General features: G+C 58.1%; 22 protein-coding genes and 1 pseudogene. 22 read left to right on the top strand and 1 reads right to left on the bottom strand.

Going from position 1 to position 22,663, the window contains the following annotated elements; translation table 11 throughout:
* The first annotated feature begins 403 nt into the window (after nt 1–403).
* The 21 genes from rpmH to glmS all read left to right on the top strand — a co-directional run bounded on the left by rpmH (nt 404) and on the right by glmS (nt 20,742).
* A complete protein-coding gene (gene rpmH, locus J4D52_RS07170; protein ID WP_003213577.1) occupies nt 404–538 on the top strand; it encodes a 50S ribosomal protein L34 in 135 nt (44 codons plus the stop codon).
* A gap of 16 nt (nt 539–554) precedes the next feature.
* Nucleotides 555–956 carry a ribonuclease P protein component gene (rnpA, locus tag J4D52_RS07175; protein ID WP_025806875.1) on the top strand — a complete coding sequence of 134 codons (402 nt, stop codon included), beginning with the start codon at nt 555–557 and terminating at the stop codon, nt 954–956.
* Nucleotides 949–1,194, top strand: coding sequence for a membrane protein insertion efficiency factor YidD (gene yidD, locus J4D52_RS07180; protein WP_010465488.1), 246 nt, complete (start codon nt 949–951; stop codon nt 1,192–1,194). Before rnpA ends, yidD begins: the two co-directional genes overlap by 8 nt.
* Before the next feature lie 2 nt (nt 1,195–1,196).
* Nucleotides 1,197–2,879, top strand: a complete 1,683-nt coding sequence (gene yidC / locus J4D52_RS07185; protein ID WP_009051704.1) for a membrane protein insertase YidC — start codon at nt 1,197–1,199, stop codon at nt 2,877–2,879.
* Between the two features lie 91 nt (nt 2,880–2,970).
* Nucleotides 2,971–4,341, top strand: coding sequence for a tRNA uridine-5-carboxymethylaminomethyl(34) synthesis GTPase MnmE (mnmE, locus tag J4D52_RS07190; protein WP_063433537.1), 1,371 nt, complete (start codon nt 2,971–2,973; stop codon nt 4,339–4,341).
* Between the two features lie 587 nt (nt 4,342–4,928).
* A complete protein-coding gene (gene mnmG, locus J4D52_RS07195; RefSeq protein ID WP_025806877.1) occupies nt 4,929–6,821 on the top strand; it encodes a tRNA uridine-5-carboxymethylaminomethyl(34) synthesis enzyme MnmG in 1,893 nt (630 codons plus the stop codon).
* Nucleotides 6,818–7,462, top strand: a complete 645-nt coding sequence (gene rsmG, locus J4D52_RS07200) for a 16S rRNA (guanine(527)-N(7))-methyltransferase RsmG (protein WP_009051701.1) — start codon at nt 6,818–6,820, stop codon at nt 7,460–7,462. Before mnmG ends, rsmG begins: the two co-directional genes overlap by 4 nt.
* Nucleotides 7,463–7,480: 18 nt before the next feature.
* Nucleotides 7,481–8,278 carry a ParA family protein gene (locus J4D52_RS07205; RefSeq protein ID WP_009051700.1) on the top strand — a complete coding sequence of 266 codons (798 nt, stop codon included), beginning with the start codon at nt 7,481–7,483 and terminating at the stop codon, nt 8,276–8,278.
* 9 nt (nt 8,279–8,287) lie between these two features.
* Nucleotides 8,288–9,160 carry a ParB/RepB/Spo0J family partition protein gene (locus tag J4D52_RS07210; RefSeq protein WP_102676302.1) on the top strand — a complete coding sequence of 291 codons (873 nt, stop codon included), beginning with the start codon at nt 8,288–8,290 and terminating at the stop codon, nt 9,158–9,160.
* 148 nt (nt 9,161–9,308) lie between these two features.
* The gene (locus J4D52_RS07215) at nt 9,309–9,716 is read left to right on the top strand and encodes a F0F1 ATP synthase subunit I (protein WP_016703952.1); all 408 of its coding nucleotides are present in this window, start codon (nt 9,309–9,311) and stop codon (nt 9,714–9,716) included.
* A gap of 16 nt (nt 9,717–9,732) precedes the next feature.
* A complete protein-coding gene (atpB, locus tag J4D52_RS07220; protein WP_025806879.1) occupies nt 9,733–10,602 on the top strand; it encodes a F0F1 ATP synthase subunit A in 870 nt (289 codons plus the stop codon).
* Between the two features lie 133 nt (nt 10,603–10,735).
* Complete coding sequence (gene atpE, locus J4D52_RS07225) at nt 10,736–10,993, top strand: F0F1 ATP synthase subunit C (RefSeq protein ID WP_002555987.1); 258 nt, start codon at nt 10,736–10,738, stop codon at nt 10,991–10,993.
* 57 nt (nt 10,994–11,050) lie between these two features.
* The gene (locus J4D52_RS07230; RefSeq protein ID WP_007924504.1) at nt 11,051–11,521 is read left to right on the top strand and encodes a F0F1 ATP synthase subunit B; all 471 of its coding nucleotides are present in this window, start codon (nt 11,051–11,053) and stop codon (nt 11,519–11,521) included.
* Between the two features lie 12 nt (nt 11,522–11,533).
* Nucleotides 11,534–12,070 carry a F0F1 ATP synthase subunit delta gene (locus J4D52_RS07235; protein WP_007924505.1) on the top strand — a complete coding sequence of 179 codons (537 nt, stop codon included), beginning with the start codon at nt 11,534–11,536 and terminating at the stop codon, nt 12,068–12,070.
* Between the two features lie 21 nt (nt 12,071–12,091).
* Nucleotides 12,092–13,636 carry a F0F1 ATP synthase subunit alpha gene (gene atpA / locus J4D52_RS07240; protein ID WP_007924506.1) on the top strand — a complete coding sequence of 515 codons (1,545 nt, stop codon included), beginning with the start codon at nt 12,092–12,094 and terminating at the stop codon, nt 13,634–13,636.
* Between the two features lie 50 nt (nt 13,637–13,686).
* A complete protein-coding gene (gene atpG / locus J4D52_RS07245; RefSeq protein WP_025806880.1) occupies nt 13,687–14,547 on the top strand; it encodes a F0F1 ATP synthase subunit gamma in 861 nt (286 codons plus the stop codon).
* Between the two features lie 27 nt (nt 14,548–14,574).
* Entirely contained in the window at nt 14,575–15,951 is a 1,377-nt protein-coding gene (gene atpD, locus J4D52_RS07250) for a F0F1 ATP synthase subunit beta (RefSeq protein ID WP_009041461.1), read from the top strand.
* A gap of 45 nt (nt 15,952–15,996) precedes the next feature.
* Nucleotides 15,997–16,422: a F0F1 ATP synthase subunit epsilon gene (locus J4D52_RS07255; RefSeq protein WP_009051696.1), complete on the top strand. Its 426-nt coding sequence runs from the start codon at nt 15,997–15,999 to the stop codon at nt 16,420–16,422.
* A 114-nt stretch (nt 16,423–16,536) separates the two neighbouring features.
* Nucleotides 16,537–17,904, top strand: coding sequence for a bifunctional UDP-N-acetylglucosamine diphosphorylase/glucosamine-1-phosphate N-acetyltransferase GlmU (gene glmU / locus J4D52_RS07260; protein ID WP_063433529.1), 1,368 nt, complete (start codon nt 16,537–16,539; stop codon nt 17,902–17,904).
* A gap of 227 nt (nt 17,905–18,131) precedes the next feature.
* The gene (locus tag J4D52_RS07265; protein ID WP_007924514.1) at nt 18,132–18,899 is read left to right on the top strand and encodes a DeoR/GlpR family DNA-binding transcription regulator; all 768 of its coding nucleotides are present in this window, start codon (nt 18,132–18,134) and stop codon (nt 18,897–18,899) included.
* A 10-nt stretch (nt 18,900–18,909) separates the two neighbouring features.
* A complete protein-coding gene (gene glmS, locus J4D52_RS07270; RefSeq protein WP_102676303.1) occupies nt 18,910–20,742 on the top strand; it encodes a glutamine--fructose-6-phosphate transaminase (isomerizing) in 1,833 nt (610 codons plus the stop codon).
* A 282-nt stretch (nt 20,743–21,024) separates the two neighbouring features.
* Here glmS and J4D52_RS07275 read toward each other — a convergent pair.
* Nucleotides 21,025–21,165 (bottom strand): annotated as a pseudogene (locus tag J4D52_RS07275) (OprD family outer membrane porin); the annotation flags it as partial.
* A 542-nt stretch (nt 21,166–21,707) separates the two neighbouring features.
* Here J4D52_RS07275 and J4D52_RS07280 point away from each other — a divergent pair.
* Complete coding sequence (locus J4D52_RS07280) at nt 21,708–22,427, top strand: hypothetical protein (protein WP_124303809.1); 720 nt, start codon at nt 21,708–21,710, stop codon at nt 22,425–22,427.
* The last annotated feature ends 236 nt before the right edge of the window (nt 22,428–22,663 follow it).

Consider the following 22,663-nt stretch of genomic DNA (forward strand, 5'->3'; position numbering starts at 1 on the left):
CGCCTAAGGGCATTGCACAACTGGGGGCGAAAATCGGTGGATAACCCGCTTGTGGATAACTCACCTTTCCACACACAGCTTTTCCGATAGCGCAGCACAGGCAGAACACCGTTTCTCGACAGTGTTGTCATTCTCTGTACAGCACGTTTTATAAGGGTTGAATGTAGTTATCCACAGACAGGGGCGTCCCTAGCCTTTATAAGCTTTACAGAAAAGCTTTAAATAATTCCCTTCTTTATTTTTATATCTGGCTGACCCGGTTCTTCGGCCTCAGAGGCGGACATACCCAGATAAAGGAAAAGCTGGTTGGAAATTGACCTAGAGGCTTGCTTTCTCTAGAATCGCCGATCTCTTAAAACGGGGGCCATTCCGGCCCGTTGTGGACGAACCAGGTAACACGACAATGAAACGTACTTTCCAACCAAGCACTATCAAACGCGCTCGTACCCACGGTTTCCGTGCTCGCATGGCTACCAAGAACGGTCGTGCCGTCCTGTCGCGTCGTCGCGCCAAAGGTCGTGCGCGTCTGGCAGTTTGATACTCCGGCACTGGAGGTGAGTCAGGACTTCAGTCGGGAAAAGCGTCTGCTTACCCCCCGGCATTTCAAGGCAGTCTTTGACTCCCCTACCGGCAAGGTTCCGGGGAAAAATCTCCTGCTCCTTGCGCGCAACAACGATCTGGATCATCCCCGTCTGGGGCTGGTTATCGGAAAAAAGAGCGTCAAGCTCTCCGTTGAGCGCAATCGCCTCAAACGTCTGATGCGCGAATCGTTTCGCCTGAACCAGGATTCTCTGGTCGGCTGGGACATCGTTATCGTCGCGCGCAAAGGTTTGGGCGATGTAGAAAACCCCGAATTGATTCAGCATTTCGACAAGCTCTGGAAGCGTCTGGCCCGTAACAAGCCGGCACCAGCAGTCAAAACCGAAACTGTAGGGGTAGACAGCCCGAATGCGTAAACTGGCACTCGTTCCGATCCAGTTTTATCGCTATGCCATTAGTCCTCTGATGGCCAGTCACTGTCGTTTCTACCCCAGCTGTTCCTGCTACGCGTATGAAGCCATCGAAAATCATGGCCTTCTGCGCGGTGGCTGGCTGACCTTTCGTCGTTTAGGTCGCTGTCATCCGTGGAATCCCGGTGGTTATGACCCGGTTCCACCTATCCCTACCTCCCGTTCTTCTTCGATGGCCGAGTAATCATGGATATTAAACGCACGATCCTGATCGTCGCCCTGGCAATCGTGTCCTACGTCATGGTTCTTAAGTGGAACCAGGATTATGGCCAGGCTGCCCTGCCGACTCAGAATGTTGCTGCCAACACCGCCACCCCGGCTCTACCGGATACGCCTGTTGGTAACAATGCTTCCGCCAGTGCCGATGTACCCAGCGCGAATACCGATACCAGCACCCCTACCGAAACTCCGGTAGCGGCAAGCAAAGACCTCATCCAGGTAAAAACGGATGTGCTCGATCTGGCTATCGATCCTCAAGGTGGTGATATCGCCCAGCTGAAGCTGCCGCTGTATCCACGTCGCCAGGACCATCCGGAAATTCCGTTCCAACTGTTCGATAACGGTGGCGAACGTACTTATCTGGCGCAAAGCGGCCTGACCGGTGTCAACGGTCCGGATGCCCGTCCTGCAGGACGCCCGGTTTATTCGGCCGAGAAAAAGACTTATCAACTGGCTGACGGCCAGAACCAGCTGAATGTCGACCTGAAATTCAGCGACGCCGGCGTCAACTACATCAAGCGTTTCACCTTTACCCGCGGTCTGTACGATCTGAAAGTCACCTATCTGATCGACAACACCAGCGACAAGGCCTGGACTGGCAACCTGTTTGCTCAGCTCAAACGCGACGCCAGCTCCGATCCTTCTTCCAGCACCGCAACCGGCACCGCGACTTACCTGGGCGCCGCCCTGTGGACAAGTTCCGAGCCGTACAAAAAAGTGTCGATGAAAGATATCGACAAGGGCTCGCTGAAAGAAACCGTGCAAGGTGGCTGGGTTGCCTGGCTGCAACACTACTTCGTGACCGCCTGGATCCCGGCGAAGAACGAAAGCAACGTGGTGCAGACCCGCAAGGACAACCAAGGCAACTACATCATCGGTTTCACTGGCCCGGCGCTGACCGTTGCACCAGGTGCCAAGGCTGAAACCACCGCCACTCTGTACGCCGGTCCAAAAAGCCAGGCCGTACTGAAAGAGTTGTCCCCAGGCCTGGAACTGACCGTCGACTACGGCATTCTGTGGTTCATTGCCCAGCCAATCTTCTGGCTGCTGCAACATATCCACAGCATTGTGGGTAACTGGGGCTGGTCGATCATCTTCCTGACCATGCTGATCAAGGGGATCTTCTTCCCGCTGTCGGCAGCCAGCTACAAATCCATGGCGCGTATGCGTGCAGTGGCGCCGAAACTGGCGGCTCTGAAAGAGCAACATGGCGACGACCGGCAGAAAATGTCGCAAGCCATGATGGAGCTGTACAAGAAAGAGAAGATCAATCCGCTGGGTGGTTGCTTGCCAATCCTCGTGCAGATGCCGGTGTTCCTGTCCTTGTACTGGGTACTCCTGGAAAGCGTGGAAATGCGCCAGGCACCGTTCATGCTGTGGATTACCGACCTGTCGATCAAGGATCCGTTCTTCATCCTGCCGATCATCATGGGCGCCACCATGTTCATCCAGCAGCAGCTGAACCCGACTCCTCCGGATCCGATGCAGGCCAAGGTGATGAAAATGATGCCAATCATCTTCACCTTCTTCTTCCTGTGGTTCCCGGCGGGTCTGGTGCTGTACTGGGTTGTGAACAACTGCCTGTCGATCGCACAACAGTGGTACATCACACGTAAGATCGAAGCCGCTACCAAGAAAGCAGCGGCCTGACCTACTCTGTGGATAACCACTCAAAACGCCCCCTAGTGGGGCGTTTTGCTATCTGTCACTTTTGTCTGCCTCTTTATGTCTGGAGCGGGTTATGAATGTCCCTCGTGAAACCATCGCAGCCGTAGCCACTGCCCAGGGGCGTGGTGGTGTGGGCATCGTGCGTATTTCCGGACCGCTGGCCAGCGTTGCCGCCAAGGCCATCAGCGGCCGTGAGCTGAAACCGCGTTACGCCCATTACGGGCCGTTTTTCAGCGATCGGGATGAGGTCCTGGACGAGGGGATCGCCCTGTATTTCCCGGGGCCGAACTCCTTTACCGGCGAAGACGTGCTGGAACTTCAGGGTCATGGCGGCCCGATTGTCCTGGATATGTTGCTGCAGCGTTGCCTGCAGCTGGGGTGCCGCCTGGCCCGGCCGGGGGAATTCAGCGAGCGCGCCTTCCTCAACGACAAGCTCGACCTGGCACAGGCCGAGGCTATCGCCGACCTGATCGAAGCCAGTTCCGCACAAGCCGCGCGTAACGCACTGCGCTCTTTGCAGGGAGCGTTCTCCAAGCGTGTGCATAACCTGACCGAGCAATTGATCGCACTGCGTATCTACGTCGAGGCGGCCATCGATTTTCCCGAGGAAGAAATCGACTTCCTGGCCGATGGTCACGTCCTGCAGATGCTCGACGCAGTACGCGACGAGTTATCCACAGTGGTCCGAGAAGCCGGGCAGGGCGCCTTGCTGCGTGACGGTATGACCGTTGTCATTGCTGGCCGACCCAACGCCGGCAAGTCCAGCCTGCTCAATGCCCTGGCCGGACGCGAAGCGGCCATTGTCACCGAGATCGCCGGTACCACCCGGGATGTGCTGCGCGAACATATCCACATCGACGGCATGCCGCTGCACGTTGTGGATACCGCGGGGCTGCGCGATACCGAAGACCAGGTAGAAAAGATTGGTGTGGAACGTGCCCTCAAGGCCATTGGCGAAGCCGACCGCGTATTGCTGGTGGTCGACGCCACGGCACCGGAAGCGCTGGACCCCTTCGCCCTGTGGCCGGAATTCCTGGAACAGCGGCCGGATCCGGCGAAAGTCACGCTGATCCGCAACAAGGCCGATCTGACCAGCGAAGCGATCGCCCTGGAAGTCAGCGACGATGGCCACGTGACCATCAGCCTGAGCGCCAAGGCGGGAGGCGAGGGCCTGGAACTGCTGCGTGAGCACCTCAAGGCCTGCATGGGTTACGAGCAGACATCCGAAAGCAGCTTCAGTGCGCGCAGGCGCCACCTGGAAGCCCTGCACCACGCCAGTGAGGCGCTTGAACATGGCCGTTCGCAACTGACCCTGGCCGGCGCCGGCGAGCTGCTGGCTGAAGACCTGCGCCAAGCCCAGCAATCCCTGGGAGAAATTACCGGCGCTTTCAGCTCGGACGACCTGCTGGGCCGGATCTTCTCCAGCTTCTGTATCGGTAAATAACCCCATCCCCCAGGAGCAGCCGTTCGACGGCTCGCTCGTGATGCTCAATGGCGATTTCTGCCGGCATCACGGGCGAACCCGCTCCCGCAATCCCTCGTCCCCCCCACCATTTCCGAGTTTGCCGGGCGCCTCGAGCACTTCGGTGGATTTCTCGTGGGCGCCCTTTGGTCGGCTGAGCTTTTTTCTGTGGATTAAGCCCTGTGAATAACTGCCCTTAGGCTCAGTTGATAACAGGGCCTCAAAACTGAGGAAAACCCGCTCTGTGGATAAGCACCACTTTAATCCACAGGCTTACACCGGTTATCCAAGGGCCTCGTGGCCACCTAACCACAGACTTTTGAATCTCTGTACACATTGAAAACAAAGGGCTGTATTAATCTATCCACAGATAGGTCGGTGCCTAAGAATAAACATAAAAACAAAGATTTAATAAATTTCTTTCTTTTTAATTTCTATTGTCCGTGAGTCATCCACAGCTGGTTAAATTTTGTGCAAAGGGTTCTTTAGGAAGGGCGAAGACCCTATACTTGTCCGTTATCCCAAGAACCCATCCTTTTTTACCCATATAAGCAGGCACGAGGTGCGTGGTGGATTTCCCTTCCCGTTTTGAAGTGATCGTCATCGGCGGCGGTCATGCCGGTACCGAGGCAGCACTTGCATCAGCACGCATGGGGGCAAAAACCCTGTTGCTGACGCACAACGTGGAAACCCTCGGAGCGATGAGCTGCAACCCCGCGATTGGCGGGATCGGTAAAAGTCATCTGGTCAAAGAAATCGACGCCCTCGGCGGCGCGATGGCCATGGCTACCGATAAAGGTGGTATTCAGTTTCGTGTGTTGAACAGCCGCAAAGGCCCGGCCGTGCGCGCTACTCGCGCCCAGGCCGACCGTATTCTGTACAAGGCCGCTGTCCGCGAAATCCTGGAAAACCAGCCGAACCTGTGGATATTTCAACAGGCAGCGGATGACCTGATCGTCGAACAGGACCAGGTTCGCGGCGTAGTGACCCAAATGGGCCTGCGTTTCTTCGCCGAATCCGTGGTGTTGACCACCGGTACTTTCCTCGGTGGACTTATCCACATCGGGATGCAGAACTATTCCGGCGGTCGTGCCGGCGATCCACCTTCGATCGCCCTGGCCCATCGTCTGCGTGAACTGCCGCTGCGTGTCGGTCGCCTGAAAACCGGCACGCCGCCGCGTATCGATGGTCGTTCCGTGGATTTCTCGGTGATGACCGAACAACCGGGCGATACGCCGATTCCAGTGATGTCGTTCCTGGGCTCGAAAGAGCAGCATCCGCGGCAGGTCAGTTGCTGGATCACCCATACCAATGCCCGTACCCACGAGATCATTGCTTCGAACCTTGATCGTTCGCCGATGTATTCCGGGGTGATCGAGGGGATCGGCCCGCGCTACTGCCCGTCGATCGAAGACAAGATCCATCGCTTTGCCGACAAGGAAAGCCATCAGGTCTTCATCGAACCGGAAGGCCTGACCACCCACGAGCTGTACCCGAACGGGATATCCACATCCTTGCCGTTCGATGTGCAGTTGCAGATCGTGCAATCGATCCGCGGCATGGAAAACGCCCACATCGTGCGTCCCGGCTACGCCATCGAATACGACTACTTCGATCCGCGCGACCTGAAGTACAGCCTGGAAACCAAAGTGATCGGTGGCCTGTTCTTTGCCGGCCAGATCAACGGCACCACCGGCTACGAAGAAGCCGGCGCCCAGGGTTTGCTCGCCGGAGCCAACGCCGCACTGCGCGCGCAGGGCAAAGACAGCTGGTGCCCACGTCGCGACGAGGCCTACATCGGTGTGCTGGTCGACGACCTGATTACCCTGGGAACCCAGGAACCGTATCGGATGTTCACATCCCGTGCCGAATACCGCCTGATCCTGCGTGAAGACAACGCCGACCTGCGCCTGACCGAAAAAGGTCGGGAACTGGGTCTGGTGGACGATGTCCGTTGGGCTGCGTTCTGCAAGAAGCGCGAAGGCATTGCCCTGGAAGAGCAGCGCCTGAAAAGCACCTGGGTTCGTCCGGGTACCGAACAGGGTGATGCGATCGCCGAAAAATTCGGCACACCGCTGACCCATGAGTACAACTTGCTGAATCTGCTGAGCCGTCCGGAAATTGACTACGCTGGTCTGGTCGAAGTGACCGGGCAGGGTGCAGAAGATCCACAGGTCGCCGAACAGGTCGAGATCAAGACCAAGTACGCCGGTTACATCGATCGCCAGCAGGACGAAATCGCTCGTCTGCGGGCCAGCGAAGACACCAAGCTGCCTGTGGATATCGACTACAGCAACATCTCTGGCCTCTCGAAAGAGATCCAGAGCAAGCTCGGCGCCACTCGTCCTGAAACCCTGGGCCAGGCTTCGCGGATCCCGGGTGTTACCCCGGCGGCGATTTCCCTGTTGATGATTCACTTGAAAAAACGCGGCGCGGGCCGTCAGTTGGAGCAAAGCGCTTGAGTTCGCAGGTCACCTCGCAACATGCAGAAGAGTTATCCACAGGTGCTCGCCAACTCGGTGTCAACCTGACAGAAGCCCAGCACGAATTACTGCTGGGTTATCTGGCCCTGTTGATCAAATGGAACAAGGCTTACAACCTGACCGCCGTGCGCGATCCGGATGAAATGGTCTCGCGTCATCTGCTCGATAGCCTCAGCGTGATGTCGTTCATCGAAAACGGCCGCTGGCTGGACGTTGGCAGTGGCGGCGGGATGCCGGGTATTCCATTGGCTATCCTGTTTCCGGATTCGCAAGTGACCTGCCTGGACAGCAATGGCAAGAAAACCCGCTTCCTGACCCAGGTCAAACTGGAACTGAAGCTGGATAACCTGAATGTTATCCACAGTCGTGTCGAAGCTTTCCAGCCGCAGCAGCCATTCAACGGGATCATTTCCCGGGCGTTCAGCAGCATGGAGAACTTCACCAACTGGACTCGCCACCTCGGCGACCGCGATACACGTTGGCTGGCAATGAAGGGCGTTCATCCCGCCGATGAGCTGGTAGCATTGCCGGCAGACTTCCACCTCGATAGCGAACACGCCCTGGCCGTACCCGGTTGCCAAGGCCAACGCCATCTGCTGATACTGCGCCGCACGGCATGATTGGGAACACAAGCAAGAATGGCTAAGGTATTCGCGATAGCGAACCAGAAAGGTGGTGTGGGCAAGACCACCACCTGCATCAACCTCGCAGCATCGCTGGTTGCTACCAAGCGCCGGGTGCTGTTGATCGATCTTGATCCACAGGGCAACGCCACCATGGGTAGCGGTGTGGATAAACACGGCCTGGAAAATTCGGTCTACGACCTGCTGATCGGCGAATGCGATCTGGCCCAGGCCATGCACTACTCCGAGCACGGCGGTTATCAACTGCTGCCGGCGAACCGCGACCTGACCGCCGCGGAAGTCGTTCTGCTGGAAATGCAGATGAAGGAAAGCCGTCTGCGCAGCGCCCTGGCGCCGATCCGGGAAAACTACGATTACATTCTGATCGACTGCCCGCCGTCGCTGTCGATGCTCACGCTCAACGCCTTGGTCGCCGCTGATGGGGTCATTATCCCCATGCAGTGCGAGTACTTCGCACTCGAAGGTCTGAGCGACCTTGTGGATAACATCAAGCGCATCTCCGAATTGCTCAATCCGAACCTCAAGGTCGAAGGCTTGCTGCGGACCATGTACGACCCGCGCCTGAGCCTGATGAACGATGTTTCCGCTCAGCTCAAGGAACACTTCGGCGATCAGCTGTACGACACGGTGATCCCACGCAACATCCGTCTGGCGGAAGCCCCCAGTTATGGCATGCCGGCGTTGGCCTACGACAAACAGTCCCGCGGTGCCATCGCCTATCTGGCCCTCGCTGGCGAGATGGTTCGTCGGCAACGGAAAAATTCACGCGCAGCCGCTGCCCAGCCAACTTAAGGAATCCCCATGGCCGTCAAGAAACGAGGTCTCGGACGTGGACTGGATGCACTGTTGAGTGGTCCGACTGTCAGCGCACTGGAAGAACAAGCGGTTCAAGCCGATGTGCGCGAGCTGCAACACCTGCCACTGGACCTGATCCAGCGCGGCAAGTATCAGCCGCGCCGGGACATGGACCCACAGGCGCTGGAAGAACTGGCGAGCTCGATCAAGACTCAGGGCGTGATGCAGCCGATCGTGGTGCGTCCGATCGGTTCCGGCCGTTTTGAAATCATCGCCGGCGAGCGTCGCTGGCGTGCCAGCCAGCAGGCGGGCCAGGAAACCATCCCGGCGATGGTCCGCGATGTGCCGGACGAAACCGCCATCGCCATGGCGCTGATCGAGAATATCCAGCGCGAAGATCTCAATCCCATCGAGGAAGCGGTTGCCCTGCAGCGTCTGCAGCAGGAATTCCAGCTGACTCAGCAGCAGGTTGCAGAGGCTGTGGGTAAGTCCCGCGTCACCGTAGCCAACTTGCTGCGCCTGATCGCTTTGCCTGAAGTGATCAAGACCATGCTGTCCCACGGTGACCTGGAAATGGGTCATGCCCGTGCCTTGCTGGGCTTGCCGGAAAATCAACAGGTTGAAGGGGCGCGACACGTTGTCGCACGCGGTCTCACCGTACGCCAGACCGAAGCCCTGGTTCGCCAGTGGTTGAGTGGCAAACAGCAGCCTGCCGAACCGGTCAAACCCGACCCGGATATCGCTCGCCTGGAGCAGCGCCTGGCCGAGCGCCTAGGCTCTGCGGTGCAGATTCGTCACGGAAAGAAAGGGAAAGGTCAGTTGGTGATCGGGTATAACTCCCTCGATGAGCTCCAAGGCGTCCTTGCACACATCCGCTGAAACATTTCCTCATGTAGCGTGCAGTCGGAAATCACTACCCGGCAGTTGAATAGGGGCTGAACCGCCCCTATACTCTGCGCGCATTTTGTCGGCACAAATTATGCCAAGTTATTGAATTCTGGCAGCCGACCCATGAGGAGCAAGAGTGATGGAAACCCGCACGCCAAACCGCTTGCCGTTCCATCGCTTGGCGGTTTTCCCGGTTTTATTGGCTCAATTGGTCGTTTTACTGCTGGCCGCCTTGGCGCTCTGGCAATGGCATGGAGTCGTAGCCGGATACTCAGGCCTTTGCGGGGGACTGATAGCCTTGCTACCCAATGTGTATTTCGCTCACAGGGCATTTCGGTTTTCCGGCGCCCGAGCAGCTCAAGCCATCGTCCGGTCTTTTTATGCCGGCGAGGCGGGCAAATTGATTTTGACGGCAGTGCTCTTTGCATTGACGTTCGCAGGTGTGAAGCCATTGGCGCCGCTAGCTGTATTCGGCGTCTTCGTGTTGACTCAACTGGTCAGCTGGTTCGCTCCCCTGCTTATGAGAACAAGACTTTCGAGACCTTAGGGCGTTTGAGGCAACCATGGCAGAAACAACCGCTTCGGGCTATATCCAGCACCACTTGCAGAACCTGACCTTCGGTCAGCTACCTAATGGCGGCTGGGGCTTTGCCCACACCGCAGCAGAAGCCAAAGAAATGGGCTTCTGGGCATTCCACGTCGATACTCTCGGCTGGTCTGTGGCGTTGGGTCTGATCTTCGTTCTTCTTTTCCGCATGGCGGCCAAGAAGGCAACTTCCGGTCAGCCAGGTGCTTTGCAGAACTTCGTTGAAGTATTGGTCCAGTTCGTCGATGGCAGCGTGAAAGACAGCTTCCATGGCCGTAGCCCAGTGATTGCACCGCTGGCACTGACTATCTTCGTCTGGGTGTTCCTGATGAACGCCATCGACCTGATCCCGGTCGACTGGATTCCTCAGCTGGCCATCCTGATCTCCGGCGATGCGCACATTCCTTTCCGTGCCGTATCGACCACCGACCCGAACGCCACGCTGGCCATGGCCTTCTCGGTGTTCGCGCTGATCATTTTCTACAGCATCAAGATCAAGGGTATCGGCGGTTTCATCGGCGAACTGACCCTGCACCCGTTCGGCAGCAAGAACATCTTCATTCAGGCGCTGCTGATTCCGGTGAACTTCCTGCTTGAATTCGTGACGCTGATCGCCAAGCCAATCTCCCTGGCACTGCGTCTGTTCGGCAACATGTACGCTGGCGAACTGGTGTTCATTCTGATCGCCGTGATGTTCGGCAGCGGCCTGCTCTGGCTCAGCGGCCTGGGCGTGGTGCTGCAATGGGCGTGGGCTGTGTTCCACATCCTGATCATCACCCTGCAAGCGTTTATCTTCATGATGCTGACCATCGTCTACCTGTCGATGGCGCACGAAGAGAACCATTAAGACCGGTCTCGACCAGTCTGATGTCCCTCCCGGTCAAACGGGAGGGGGCCCGTATAGGGCACGATGAAACGATTTGTTTTACCGCTTTAATCTAAAAAACCTAAACCATACGACGTAAAAGTCGGGAGGAAAGATGGAAACTGTAGTTGGTCTAACCGCTATCGCTGTTGCACTGTTGATCGGCCTGGGCGCACTGGGTACCGCAATTGGTTTCGGCCTGTTGGGCGGCAAGTTCCTGGAAGGCGCTGCGCGTCAGCCAGAAATGGTTCCAATGCTGCAAGTTAAAATGTTCATCGTTGCCGGCCTGCTCGACGCCGTAACCATGATCGGCGTTGGTATCGCTCTGTTCTTCACCTTCGCGAACCCCTTCGTTGGTCAACTCGCTGGCTAATCACTCGAATTTTCGAGTTGATTGGTGTGATGGACAACGAACGAGCGAGGTGTTGGCGTGAACATTAATGCAACCCTGATTGGCCAGTCCGTTGCGTTCTTCATTTTTGTACTGTTTTGCATGAAGTTCGTGTGGCCTCCGGTCATCGCGGCTTTGCACGAACGTCAGAAGAAGATCGCGGATGGACTGGACGCTGCCAGCCGAGCAGCTCGCGACCTGGAACTGGCCCAAGAGAAAGCGGGTCAGCAACTGCGCGAAGCAAAAGCTCAGGCAGCCGAAATCATTGAGCAAGCCAAGAAACGCGGTAACCAGATCGTCGAAGAGGCTGTTGAAAAAGCCCGTGTCGACGCTGACCGTGTGAAGGTTCAGGCTCAGGCCGAGATCGAGCAGGAACTGAACAGTGTCAAAGACGCGCTGCGTGCCCAACTGGGTGTGCTGGCCGTTGGCGGCGCCGAGAAGATCCTGGGTGCCACAATCGATCAAAACGCGCACGCGGAGCTGGTTAACAAACTGGCTGCTGAAATTTAAGCGAGGGCGATCATGGCAGAACTGACCACGTTGGCCCGACCTTACGCTAAGGCGGCCTTCGAGCACGCTCAGGCCCACCAGCAGCTGGCCTCTTGGTCAGCCATGCTCGGCCTGGCTGCAGCGGTGTCGCAAGACGACACCATGCGGCGCGTGCTCAAGGCCCCGCGACTGACGAGCGCAGACAAGGCCGCCACGTTTATCGACGTGTGCGGCGACAAGTTCGATGCCAAGGCACAGAATTTCATCCACGTCGTTGCCGAAAACGACCGTCTCCTGCTTCTGCCGGAGATCGCCGCTCTGTTCGACCTGTACAAGGCCGAGCAAGAGAAGTCGGTAGATGTGGAAGTCACCAGTGCTTTTGCGTTGAACCAAGAACAGCAAGACAAACTCGCCAAGGTTCTCAGTGCACGACTCGACCGGGAAGTGCGCCTGCAAGTTGCGGAGGACGCTGCCCTGATTGGTGGTGTCGTCATCCGCGCCGGCGACCTGGTTATCGATGGCTCGATTCGCGGCAAAATCGCGAAACTTGCCGAAGCATTGAAATCTTGAGTTTGAAGGGGCAGCAGAGCAATGCAGCAACTCAATCCTTCCGAAATAAGTGAAATTATCAAGGGCCGCATCGAAAAGCTCGATGTGACCTCTCAAGCCCGTAACGAAGGCACTGTCGTCAGCGTTTCTGACGGTATCGTGCGGATTCACGGTCTGGCCGACGTCATGTACGGCGAGATGATCGAGTTTCCGGGCGGTGTCTACGGTATGGCACTCAACCTCGAGCAAGACTCCGTAGGTGCCGTTGTACTGGGCGCATACACGACTCTGGCTGAAGGCATGAGCGCCAAGTGCACCGGCCGCATCCTCGAAGTTCCGGTTGGTAAGGAACTGCTGGGTCGCGTAGTCGACGCACTGGGTAACCCAGTTGACGGCAAAGGTCCGCTGAACAACACCGAGACCGACGCGGTCGAGAAAGTTGCTCCAGGCGTGATCTGGCGTAAGTCGGTAGACCAGCCTGTACAGACTGGCTACAAGGCTGTCGATGCCATGATCCCAGTCGGCCGTGGCCAGCGTGAGCTGATCATCGGTGACCGTCAGATCGGTAAGACCGCTCTGGCGATCGACGCGATCATCAACCAGAAAGACAGCGGCATCTTCTGCGTATACGTGGCTATCGGTCAGAAACAATCGACCATCGCCAACGTTGTTCGCAAGCTGGAAGAAAACGGCGCTCTGGCCAACACCATCATCGTGGCTGCCAGTGCTTCCGAATCCGCTGCCCTGCAATTCCTGGCACCGTACTCCGGTTGCACCATGGGCGAATTCTTCCGTGACCGCGGTGAAGACGCGCTGATCGTTTATGACGATCTGTCCAAGCAAGCAGTGGCTTACCGCCAGATTTCCCTGCTGCTGCGCCGTCCACCAGGCCGTGAAGCTTACCCAGGCGACGTGTTCTATCTCCACTCCCGTCTGCTGGAGCGCGCATCCCGCGTTTCGGAAGAGTACGTAGAGAAGTTCACCAACGGCGCGGTAACTGGCAAGACCGGTTCCCTGACCGCACTGCCGATCATCGAAACCCAGGCTGGCGACGTTTCCGCGTTCGTTCCGACCAACGTGATTTCCATCACCGACGGTCAGATCTTCCTGGAATCGGCCATGTTCAACTCCGGCATCCGTCCGGCAGTGAACGCCGGTGTTTCGGTATCCCGTGTAGGTGGTGCCGCTCAGACCAAGATCATCAAGAAGCTGTCCGGTGGTATCCGTACCGCTCTGGCTCAGTACCGTGAACTGGCGGCATTCGCCCAGTTCGCTTCTGACCTGGACGAAGCGACCCGTAAGCAACTTGAACACGGTCAGCGCGTTACCGAGCTGATGAAGCAGAAGCAATACGCGCCTATGTCCATCGCTGACATGTCGCTGTCGCTGTATGCCGCTGAACGTGGGTTCCTGACTGACGTCGAAATCGCCAAGATCGGCAGCTTCGAACAAGCGCTGATTGCTTACTTCAACCGCGATCACGCCGATTTGATGGCGAAGATCAACGTGAAGGGTGACTTCAATGACGAAATCGACGCTGGCCTGAAAGCCGGTATCGAGAAGTTCAAGGCCACCCAAACCTGGTAAGCCGCAGCGGGGGCCGCGAGGCTCCCGCTTGCTAACCTGATAGGTGTTACATGGCAGGCGCAAAAGAGATTCGCAGTAAGATTGCGAGCATCAAAAGCACGCAAAAGATTACCAGCGCCATGGAAAAAGTGGCGGTCAGCAAAATGCGCAAGGCACAAATGCGCATGGCTGCTAGCCGTCCTTACGCGGAGCGCATCCGCCAGGTTATTGGTCATCTGGCCAACGCCAACCCGGAATATCGCCACCCGTTCATGATCGACCGTGCAATCAAGCGCGCCGGTTATATCGTGGTGAGCAGTGACCGTGGTCTGTGCGGTGGTTTGAATACCAACCTGTTCAAGGCTTTGGTCAAGGACATGGCGGTAAACCGCGAAAATGGCGTCGAGATCGATCTGTGCGTGGTTGGCAGCAAAGGTGCGGCTTTCTTCCGTAACTTCGGCGGTAACGTCGTCGCTGCAATCAGCCACCTGGGTGAAGAGCCGTCGATCAATGATCTGATCGGCAGCGTCAAGGTGATGCTGGATGCCTACCTGGACGGCCGGATTGACCGCCTGTCCGTGGTGTCCAACAAGTTCATCAACACCATGACGCAACAGCCTACGGTGGAGCAGTTGATTCCGCTGGTGGCAACCCCGGATCAAGAACTCAAGCACCACTGGGACTATCTCTACGAACCGGACGCCAAAGAGCTGCTTGACGGCTTGATGGTTCGCTACGTGGAGTCGCAGGTCTACCAGGCGGTGGTCGAGAACAACGCGGCTGAACAAGCTGCGCGGATGATCGCGATGAAGAACGCTACCGACAACGCCGGTGATTTGATCAGCGATTTGCAGCTGATCTACAACAAGGCGCGTCAGGCTGCGATCACCCAAGAGATCTCGGAAATCGTCGGCGGCGCTGCCGCGGTTTAACGGTTCAAATATTCAGAGGATCCAGCTATGAGTAGCGGACGTATCGTTCAAATCATCGGCGCCGTTATCGACGTGGAATTTCCACGCGACAGCGTACCGAGCATCTACGACGCCTTGAAGGTTCAAGGCGCCGAAACCACTCTGGAAGTTCAGCAGCAGCTGGGCGACGGCGTGGTACGTACCATTGCGATGGGCTCCACCGAGGGCTTGAAGCGCGGTCTGGACGTCAACAACACTGGCGCAGCCATTTCCGTACCGGTCGGTAAAGCGACCCTGGGCCGGATCATGGACGTACTGGGCAACCCGATCGACGAAGCTGGCCCGATCGGCGAAGAAGAGCGTTGGGGCATTCACCGTCCTGCGCCGACCTTCGCTGAACAAGCTGGCGGCAACGACCTCCTGGAAACCGGCATCAAGGTTATCGACCTGGTTTGCCCGTTCGCCAAGGGCGGTAAAGTCGGTCTGTTCGGTGGTGCCGGTGTGGGCAAAACCGTAAACATGATGGAACTGATCCGTAACATCGCCATCGAGCACAGCGGTTATTCCGTGTTCGCCGGTGTGGGTGAGCGTACTCGTGAGGGTAACGACTTCTACCACGAGATGAAGGATTCCAACGTTCTGGACAAAGTGGCACTGGTATACGGCCAGATGAACGAGCCGCCGGGAAACCGTCTGCGCGTAGCTCTGACCGGCCTGACCATGGCCGAGAAGTTCCGTGACGAAGGTAACGACGTTCTGCTGTTCGTCGACAACATCTATCGTTACACCCTGGCCGGTACCGAAGTATCCGCACTGCTGGGCCGTATGCCTTCCGCAGTAGGTTACCAGCCGACCCTGGCTGAAGAGATGGGCGTTCTGCAAGAACGTATCACTTCGACCAAGCAAGGCTCGATCACCTCGATCCAAGCGGTATACGTACCTGCGGACGACTTGACCGACCCGTCGCCAGCGACCACCTTCGCCCACTTGGACGCCACCGTCGTACTGTCCCGTGACATCGCTTCCCTGGGTATCTACCCAGCGGTGGACCCACTGGACTCGACTTCCCGTCAGCTGGACCCGAACGTGATCGGCAACGAGCACTACGAAACCGCTCGCGGCGTTCAGTACGTGCTGCAGCGCTACAAAGAGCTGAAGGACATCATTGCGATCCTGGGTATGGACGAACTGTCCGAAGCCGACAAGCAACTGGTATCCCGCGCTCGTAAGATCCAGCGCTTCCTGTCGCAGCCGTTCTTCGTGGCTGAAGTCTTCACTGGTTCTCCAGGCAAATACGTTTCCCTGAAAGACACCATCGCTGGCTTCAAAGGCATCCTCAACGGTGACTACGACCACCTGCCAGAACAAGCGTTCTACATGGTCGGCGGCATCGAAGAAGCGATCGAGAAAGCCAAGAAACTGTAATCCCGGCGCCCGGCAACGGGCGCTAATTTAGGTTGAGGCAAGCAGATGGCTATGACAGTCCATTGCGATATCGTCAGCGCGGAAGGAGAAATCTTCTCCGGTCTGGTCGAGATGGTGATCGCACACGGTGAGCTGGGGGATCTTGGTATCGCCCTGGGTCACGCTCCGCTGATCACTAACCTGAAACCAGGTCCGATCCGCTTGATCAAACAGGGCGGGGAAACCGAGGTGTTTTACATCTCCGGTGGTTTCCTCGAGGTTCAGCCGAACATGGTCAAGGTTCTTGCCGACACCGTGCAGCGTGCTGCCGACCTGGACGAAGCCTCCGCTCAGGAAGCCGTCAAGGCTGCCGAGAAGGCCTTGCATGAAAAAGGCTCGGAGTTCGACTACGGTGCCGCTGCAGCACGTCTGGCCGAGGCCGCAGCCCAGCTGCGCACCGTCCAGCAGATCCGCAAGAAGTTCGGCGGCTAAGCCGCGGGATTTCCGCGTGATTGATTAAAAAGGGTAGCCTCGGCTACCCTTTTTTCTTTTTTGTAATTCACCTCTTGGTCGCAGCCGCCGACCACCCAGGATTGGTAGCCAGTCATGTCTCTCGAAATCGTTATTCTCGCTGCCGGTCAAGGCACCCGCATGCGTTCGTCGTTGCCTAAGGTACTGCACCCGGTGGCGGGCAATTCCATGCTTGGGCATGTTATCCACAGCGCCCGGCAACTCGATCCACAACGCATTCATGTCGTCATCGGTCATGGCGCCGATGCGGTGCGTGAGCGCCTGGCGGCGGATGACCTGAATTTCGTACTGCAGGACAAGCAGCTTGGTACTGGCCATGCCGTGGCCCAGGCCGTGCCTTTCATCACCGCCGACACCGTGCTGATCCTGTACGGCGATGTGCCGCTGATCGAGGTGGAAACCCTGCAACGCCTGCTCAAGCAGGCAGGCCCTGAGCAACTGGGCCTGCTGACCGTCGAGCTGGCCGATCCGACCGGTTACGGTCGCATCGTGCGTGACGCTGCTGGCAAGGTAGCCGCCATTGTCGAGCAGAAGGACACCAACGAAGCCCAGCGCGCGATCACCGAAGGCAACACCGGCATTCTCGCGGTACCGGCCAATCGCCTGGGCGACTGGATGAGCCGGCTGTCGAACAACAACGCCCAGGGCGAGTATTACCTGACCGACGTGATCGCCATGGCGGTCAGCGATGGCCTGGCGGTGGCCACCGAGCAACCCCACGATGCCATGGAAGTGCAGGGTGCCAACGATCGCAAGCAGCTGGCCGAGCTGGAGCGTCATTACCAGCTGCGGGCGGCCCGCCGCCTGATGGCTCAGGGCGTGACCCTGCGCGATCCCGCGCGTTTCGACGTGCGCGGCGAAGTCAGCGTCGGTCGCGACGTGCTGATCGACATCAACGTGATTCTCGAGGGTCGCGTGGTCATTGAGGATGACGTAGTGATCGGGCCGAACTGCGTGATCAAGGACAGTACCTTGCGCAAGGGCGTGGTGATCAAGGCCAACAGCCACATCGAAGGTGCGTTACTGGGCGAAGGCAGCGATGCCGGCCCGTTTGCCCGTCTGCGTCAGGGCACCGTTCTCGAAGCCCGTGCCCATGTGGGTAACTTTGTCGAGTTGAAGAATGCACGCATGGGCGAGGGCGCCAAGGCCGGTCACCTGGCCTACCTGGGCGATGCCGAGATCGGTGCGCGCAGCAATATCGGCGCCGGCACCATCACCTGCAACTACGATGGCGCCAACAAGCATCGGACGGTGCTGGGCGAAGATGTATTCATCGGCTCCAACAACTCGTTGGTGGCACCTGTGGATATCCAGGATGGCGCGACCACGGCGGCTGGTTCCACCATCAACCAGACTGTGGAAAAAGCCCAGTTGGCCGTGGCCCGTGCCCGGCAGAAGAACATCGATGGCTGGAAACGCCCGGTGAAAATCAAGAAGAGCTGAGTTATCCACAGTCCGATGCAAGGTCGGTGCTATTCACTCTACCTATCGTGAGCAAACTCGCGGCTACAGGATTGATACCCATCCTCCTGTAGCCGTGAAGCGCCATCCCTGTGGATAATTCCTTCAGTCTGTTATCCACAGCATTTTTTCATTTCCCTCGCTTGACGAATTTCCGGCAATAGGTTTTGATTGCTTCCGTTATCTTTCGAATCGAAACTTAAGTGCTCATGTCGAAACGCAACACACCCCAACGACGCCACAATATTCTCGCCTTGCTCAATGAACAGGGTGAAGTGAGTGTGGACGAGCTGGCTAAACGCTTCGAAACTTCGGAAGTTACGATCCGTAAGGACCTGGCGGCCCTGGAGAGTAACGGCCTGTTGCTGCGACGCTACGGCGGCGCCATCACCATGCCGCAGGAACTGGTTGGCGATATCGGCCAGCCGGTCTCCCGCTACAAACAGGCCATCGCCCGCGCGGCGGTGGCGCGGATTCGCGAACACGCACGCATCATCATCGACAGCGGCAGTACCACCGCGGCGATGATCCCCGAACTCGGCCAGCAGCCGGGCCTGGTGGTCATGACCAACTCGCTGCATGTGGCCAATGCCCTGAGCGAACTGGAGCACGAGCCGGTGCTGTTGATGACCGGCGGCACCTGGGACCCGCATTCCGAGTCGTTCCAGGGGCAGGTCGCCGAGCAGGTATTGCGTTCCTACGACTTCGACCAGCTGTTTATCGGTGCCGACGGCATCGATCTGGTGCGCGGGACCACCACCTTCAACGAGTTGCTCGGCCTGAGCCGGGTGATGGCCGAGGTGGCGCGGGAAGTGGTGGTGATGGTCGAGGCCGACAAGATCGGTCGCAAGATTCCCAACCTGGAGCTGCCCTGGAGCAGCGTCCATACACTTATTACCGATGATCGCCTGCCTGCAGAGGCCCGCGACCAGATTCAAGCCCGCGGCATCACGCTGATTTGCGCGGCAGTCATCTAGGAGAGAAACCATGTGTGGAATTGTTGGCGCCGTTGCTGAACGGAATATCACGGCCATCCTGCTCGAAGGCCTCAAGCGTCTCGAATACCGCGGCTACGACAGCGCCGGGGTGGCGGTCCTGACCAACGATGGCAAGCTCGAGCGCATGCGTCGTCCGGGCAAGGTCAGCGAGCTGGAGCAGGCCCTGGCCGGCGAGCCGCTGGTCGGTCGCCTGGGCATCGCCCACACCCGCTGGGCCACTCACGGCGCGCCGTGCGAACGCAACGCCCACCCGCATTTCTCTGGTGACCTGGCAGTGGTGCACAACGGCATCATCGAGAACCATGAAGCCCTGCGTGAGCAGCTCAAAGGCATGGGCTACGTGTTCACCTCGGACACCGACACCGAAGTCATCGCCCACCTGCTGGACCACAAGCTCAAGGACCTGGGCGACCTGACCCTGGCCCTGAAAGCCACCGTCAAAGAGCTGCACGGCGCCTATGGCCTGGCCGTGATCAGCGCCAGCCAGCCGGATCGCCTGGTCGCCGCCCGCAGTGGCAGCCCGCTGGTGATCGGCCTGGGCCTGGGTGAGAACTTCCTGGCTTCCGACCAACTGGCCCTGCGTCAGGTAACCGACCGCTTCATGTACCTGGAAGAGGGCGATATCGCCGAGATTCGCCGCGACAGCGTGCAGATCTGGGATGTCGACGGCAAAGTGGTCGAGCGCGAAGCCGTGCAATACCGCGACGGTGCCGAAGCCGCCGAGAAAGGCGAGTTCCGCCACTTCATGCTCAAGGAAATCCACGAGCAGCCAGCCGTGGTGCAACGCACCCTCGAAGGCCGCCTGAGCCCGAACCAGGTGCTGGTCCAGGCCTTCGGTCCGCAGGCCGCCGAGCTGTTCGCCAAAGTGCGCAATGTGCAGATCGTCGCCTGCGGTACCAGCTACCACGCCGGCATGGTTGCCCGTTACTGGCTGGAAGAACTGGCCGGGATTCCGTGCCAGGTCGAAGTGGCCAGCGAATTCCGCTACCGCAAGGTGGTGGTGCAGCCGGACACCCTGTTCGTGACCATCTCCCAGTCTGGCGAAACCGCCGACACCCTGGCCGCCCTGCGTAATGCCAAGGAACTGGGCTTCCTCGCCAGCCTGGCAATCTGCAACGTCGGCATCAGCTCGCTGGTGCGTGAGTCCGACCTGACCCTGCTGACCCAGGCCGGTCGTGAAATCGGCGTGGCCTCCACCAAGGCCTTCACCACCCAGTTGGTTGGCCTGCTGTTGCTGACCCTGTCCCTGGGCCAGGTCCGCGGCACCCTGGGCGAAGGCGTCGAAGCCACCCTGGTGGAAGAACTGCGGCGCTTGCCGACCCGCCTGGGCGAAGCCCTGGCGATGGACAGCACAGTGGAAAAAACCGCCGAGCTGTTCGCCGAGAAGCACCACACCCTGTTCCTCGGTCGCGGCGCGCAATTCCCGGTGGCGATGGAAGGGGCGCTCAAGCTCAAGGAAATCTCCTACATCCACGCCGAAGCCTACCCGGCCGGCGAGCTCAAGCACGGTCCGTTGGCCCTTGTGGATAACGACATGCCGGTGGTCACCGTGGCGCCGAACAACGAACTGCTGGAAAAGCTCAAGTCCAACCTGCAGGAAGTCCGCGCCCGTGGCGGCGAGCTGATCGTCTTTGCCGATGAGAAAGCCGGCATGACCAACGGCGAGGGCACGCATGTTATCCACATGCCGCATATCCACGACATCCTGTCGCCGATCCTCTACACCATCCCGCTGCAACTGCTGTCGTATTACGTGGCGGTACTCAAGGGCACCGACGTCGACCAGCCGCGCAACCTGGCCAAGTCCGTGACGGTGGAGTGAGTTATCCACAACCCGGTTGTACAGATGGCTTTTCAAAATAAAGATTGACACAAAATAATAAAGATTGACACAAGCCAACATAGATTGACACAAGGCCTAAACCCCCGTATTTACGGGGGTTTTCCTTTTCCGGGTCGATCCTTCGTTCTGGATTCATCGCTTCGATTTTCAGCTGTAGTAGCCTAGTACTCTGCAAACGATAACCTTCGCGGGATATCAGAGGCTGCATTTGGGTCAGTTAAAATCAGCTGCCTTGGTCAAAATCGCATCAGCGCTAACAGTCAGCGCCCCGTCGCGGCTGAACTGGTCCTTGGGATGCCCCTCGTTGTCCACTCCCAGCAGCCGCGCTTTGCCGGCCCGGCCACCGCCGCTGTCGAGCATCCAGCCGGAATAGACGTGGGCATCCAGGCCGAAGCCGAGGGTGAAGGATTCGGGAAACGTCTTCTGGTCTGGGTCATGAACGCTCCTTGCAGTGGACATTTTCCACCTTGAGTCAGTCTCCACTCAGCCCGGGACAGACCACCCTAGCTCTTGCAATTACCGAGGTCGGCGATTATCGGAAGAGCTTCCTGCTCCCCCATCGCTTTCTGCCTGCGTGGTCATCGCGCACAACGGGTCACGGTCAATATCAACAACAACTTTGCGCTTACTGGACTCGCCCGGATTGCGACGTCCATGAGGTCGCAGATCCCACACATTGGTACTGGCAAGGTTCCAAAACCCCGAACTAGCGTCCTCACCGTCGGACCAGTTCCTCTGGCGAGCTCACCAGGCGTGAGGCCTGAAATCACTCTTTTGGGGCTCCCATTTACTGCTCTCAGCACGATGTCCATATGTGTGCCTGAGCGGGTTGCCTACGCAGTAACGACTTCGTCTAGCGCTCGAGAGGAGACCTATCGAACGCCATGGTGAGTGAGCCCGGCAGGACGACATCCGAGTCGCTGTAACTTCTATGGAGAAGGACTATGGACGGTCGTACTTTAGTGTGCTGCAGGGGTCAAAGCAGTTCAGGATGGAGCGTAATTCAGAGAGGCTATTCGGAACTTTCCTCACAAGAGGTATCAGCCGCATTGAGAATGATCAACGATGAGTTTTCGCGAGAATTGTTCTGCTACGTCTGGTGGCCGGATAGCGCCTCCCACAACAAACGAGATATAGAGCGAATGTTGTTGCGGCAAGTTCTGGACCAATGCAAGGTGCGTGCGATTCAGGCTTTAACTACCCAGCTGACTCATGACATAGCGGAGCTCGAGCTGACCGCGTTCAGGCATCGCTCGCCAAGCCCGGCAAGTAGCCTTACTTCCTATCGAAGCGCGATGGAAGAGGCAAAAGAACAACGATGGCCCTCTCCCAGTTCAGTCTATCAACGCCTTACTCGTGGTGTGTTGGGCGAATTGAGTACCGCGGTGATTTGCTCGACATGTCAGGGAGCCGGGTATCAGCTCGTTCATGAAGGTTCCGGGCCCTGTCAAAAGTGCCAGGGCCGTGGTCGTCGCCCTTGTTCAGATTTGGCTCGCGCTCAGACCCTGGGAATTACTTGGCATGCCTATGCCAAGGCATGGAAAGCCCCATTCGAATGGGCATTGAAGCGATGTGAGCAGGCGATCCAACTGGCCAGTGATGTCCTGTGCCGCAGTCTTGGCATCGCAGGTGAACGGCACAAGGCGGCGGAAGTCTTGAGCTAATGCTCTGGCACTGAATTCCCCCCTGCCACATCGAGTCGAGCCATCGCTGGTTCTCGTTCTACAGCTCCGTGGGCCGAGCAATCAGCGACGACTCAATCCGGTGAATCTGTTGCACCACTCGTTGAATGGCGCTGAACTTACTCGGTGTCTGTAGCCGTGTTCTGGTGCCAGCGCCTGGGCCTCGTCCTCCCCCCTTGAGTACCGCGGTGATTCAGCGACCGACAATACGGGACTCC

The sequence above is a fragment of the Pseudomonas sp. GW460-12-10-14-TSB1 genome, from assembly GCF_017349775.1.
GTDB lineage: Bacteria > Pseudomonadota > Gammaproteobacteria > Pseudomonadales > Pseudomonadaceae > Aquipseudomonas > Aquipseudomonas piscium.

Coding starts and splice junctions, on each gene's coding strand:
- atpE (WP_002555987.1), top strand. CDS start 10,736: ATGGAAACTGTAGTTGGTCTAACCGCTATCGCTGTTGCACTGTTGATC.
- rpmH (WP_003213577.1), top strand. CDS start 404: ATGAAACGTACTTTCCAACCAAGCACTATCAAACGCGCTCGTACCCAC.
- mnmE (WP_063433537.1), top strand. CDS start 2,971: ATGAATGTCCCTCGTGAAACCATCGCAGCCGTAGCCACTGCCCAGGGG.
- yidD (WP_010465488.1), top strand. CDS start 949: ATGCGTAAACTGGCACTCGTTCCGATCCAGTTTTATCGCTATGCCATT.
- J4D52_RS07265 (WP_007924514.1), top strand. CDS start 18,132: ATGTCGAAACGCAACACACCCCAACGACGCCACAATATTCTCGCCTTG.
- J4D52_RS07280 (WP_124303809.1), top strand. CDS start 21,708: ATGGACGGTCGTACTTTAGTGTGCTGCAGGGGTCAAAGCAGTTCAGGA.
- yidC (WP_009051704.1), top strand. CDS start 1,197: ATGGATATTAAACGCACGATCCTGATCGTCGCCCTGGCAATCGTGTCC.
- glmS (WP_102676303.1), top strand. CDS start 18,910: ATGTGTGGAATTGTTGGCGCCGTTGCTGAACGGAATATCACGGCCATC.
- J4D52_RS07215 (WP_016703952.1), top strand. CDS start 9,309: ATGGAAACCCGCACGCCAAACCGCTTGCCGTTCCATCGCTTGGCGGTT.
- J4D52_RS07255 (WP_009051696.1), top strand. CDS start 15,997: ATGGCTATGACAGTCCATTGCGATATCGTCAGCGCGGAAGGAGAAATC.
- glmU (WP_063433529.1), top strand. CDS start 16,537: ATGTCTCTCGAAATCGTTATTCTCGCTGCCGGTCAAGGCACCCGCATG.
- atpB (WP_025806879.1), top strand. CDS start 9,733: ATGGCAGAAACAACCGCTTCGGGCTATATCCAGCACCACTTGCAGAAC.
- J4D52_RS07210 (WP_102676302.1), top strand. CDS start 8,288: ATGGCCGTCAAGAAACGAGGTCTCGGACGTGGACTGGATGCACTGTTG.
- atpG (WP_025806880.1), top strand. CDS start 13,687: ATGGCAGGCGCAAAAGAGATTCGCAGTAAGATTGCGAGCATCAAAAGC.
- J4D52_RS07235 (WP_007924505.1), top strand. CDS start 11,534: ATGGCAGAACTGACCACGTTGGCCCGACCTTACGCTAAGGCGGCCTTC.
- J4D52_RS07205 (WP_009051700.1), top strand. CDS start 7,481: ATGGCTAAGGTATTCGCGATAGCGAACCAGAAAGGTGGTGTGGGCAAG.
- atpA (WP_007924506.1), top strand. CDS start 12,092: ATGCAGCAACTCAATCCTTCCGAAATAAGTGAAATTATCAAGGGCCGC.
- atpD (WP_009041461.1), top strand. CDS start 14,575: ATGAGTAGCGGACGTATCGTTCAAATCATCGGCGCCGTTATCGACGTG.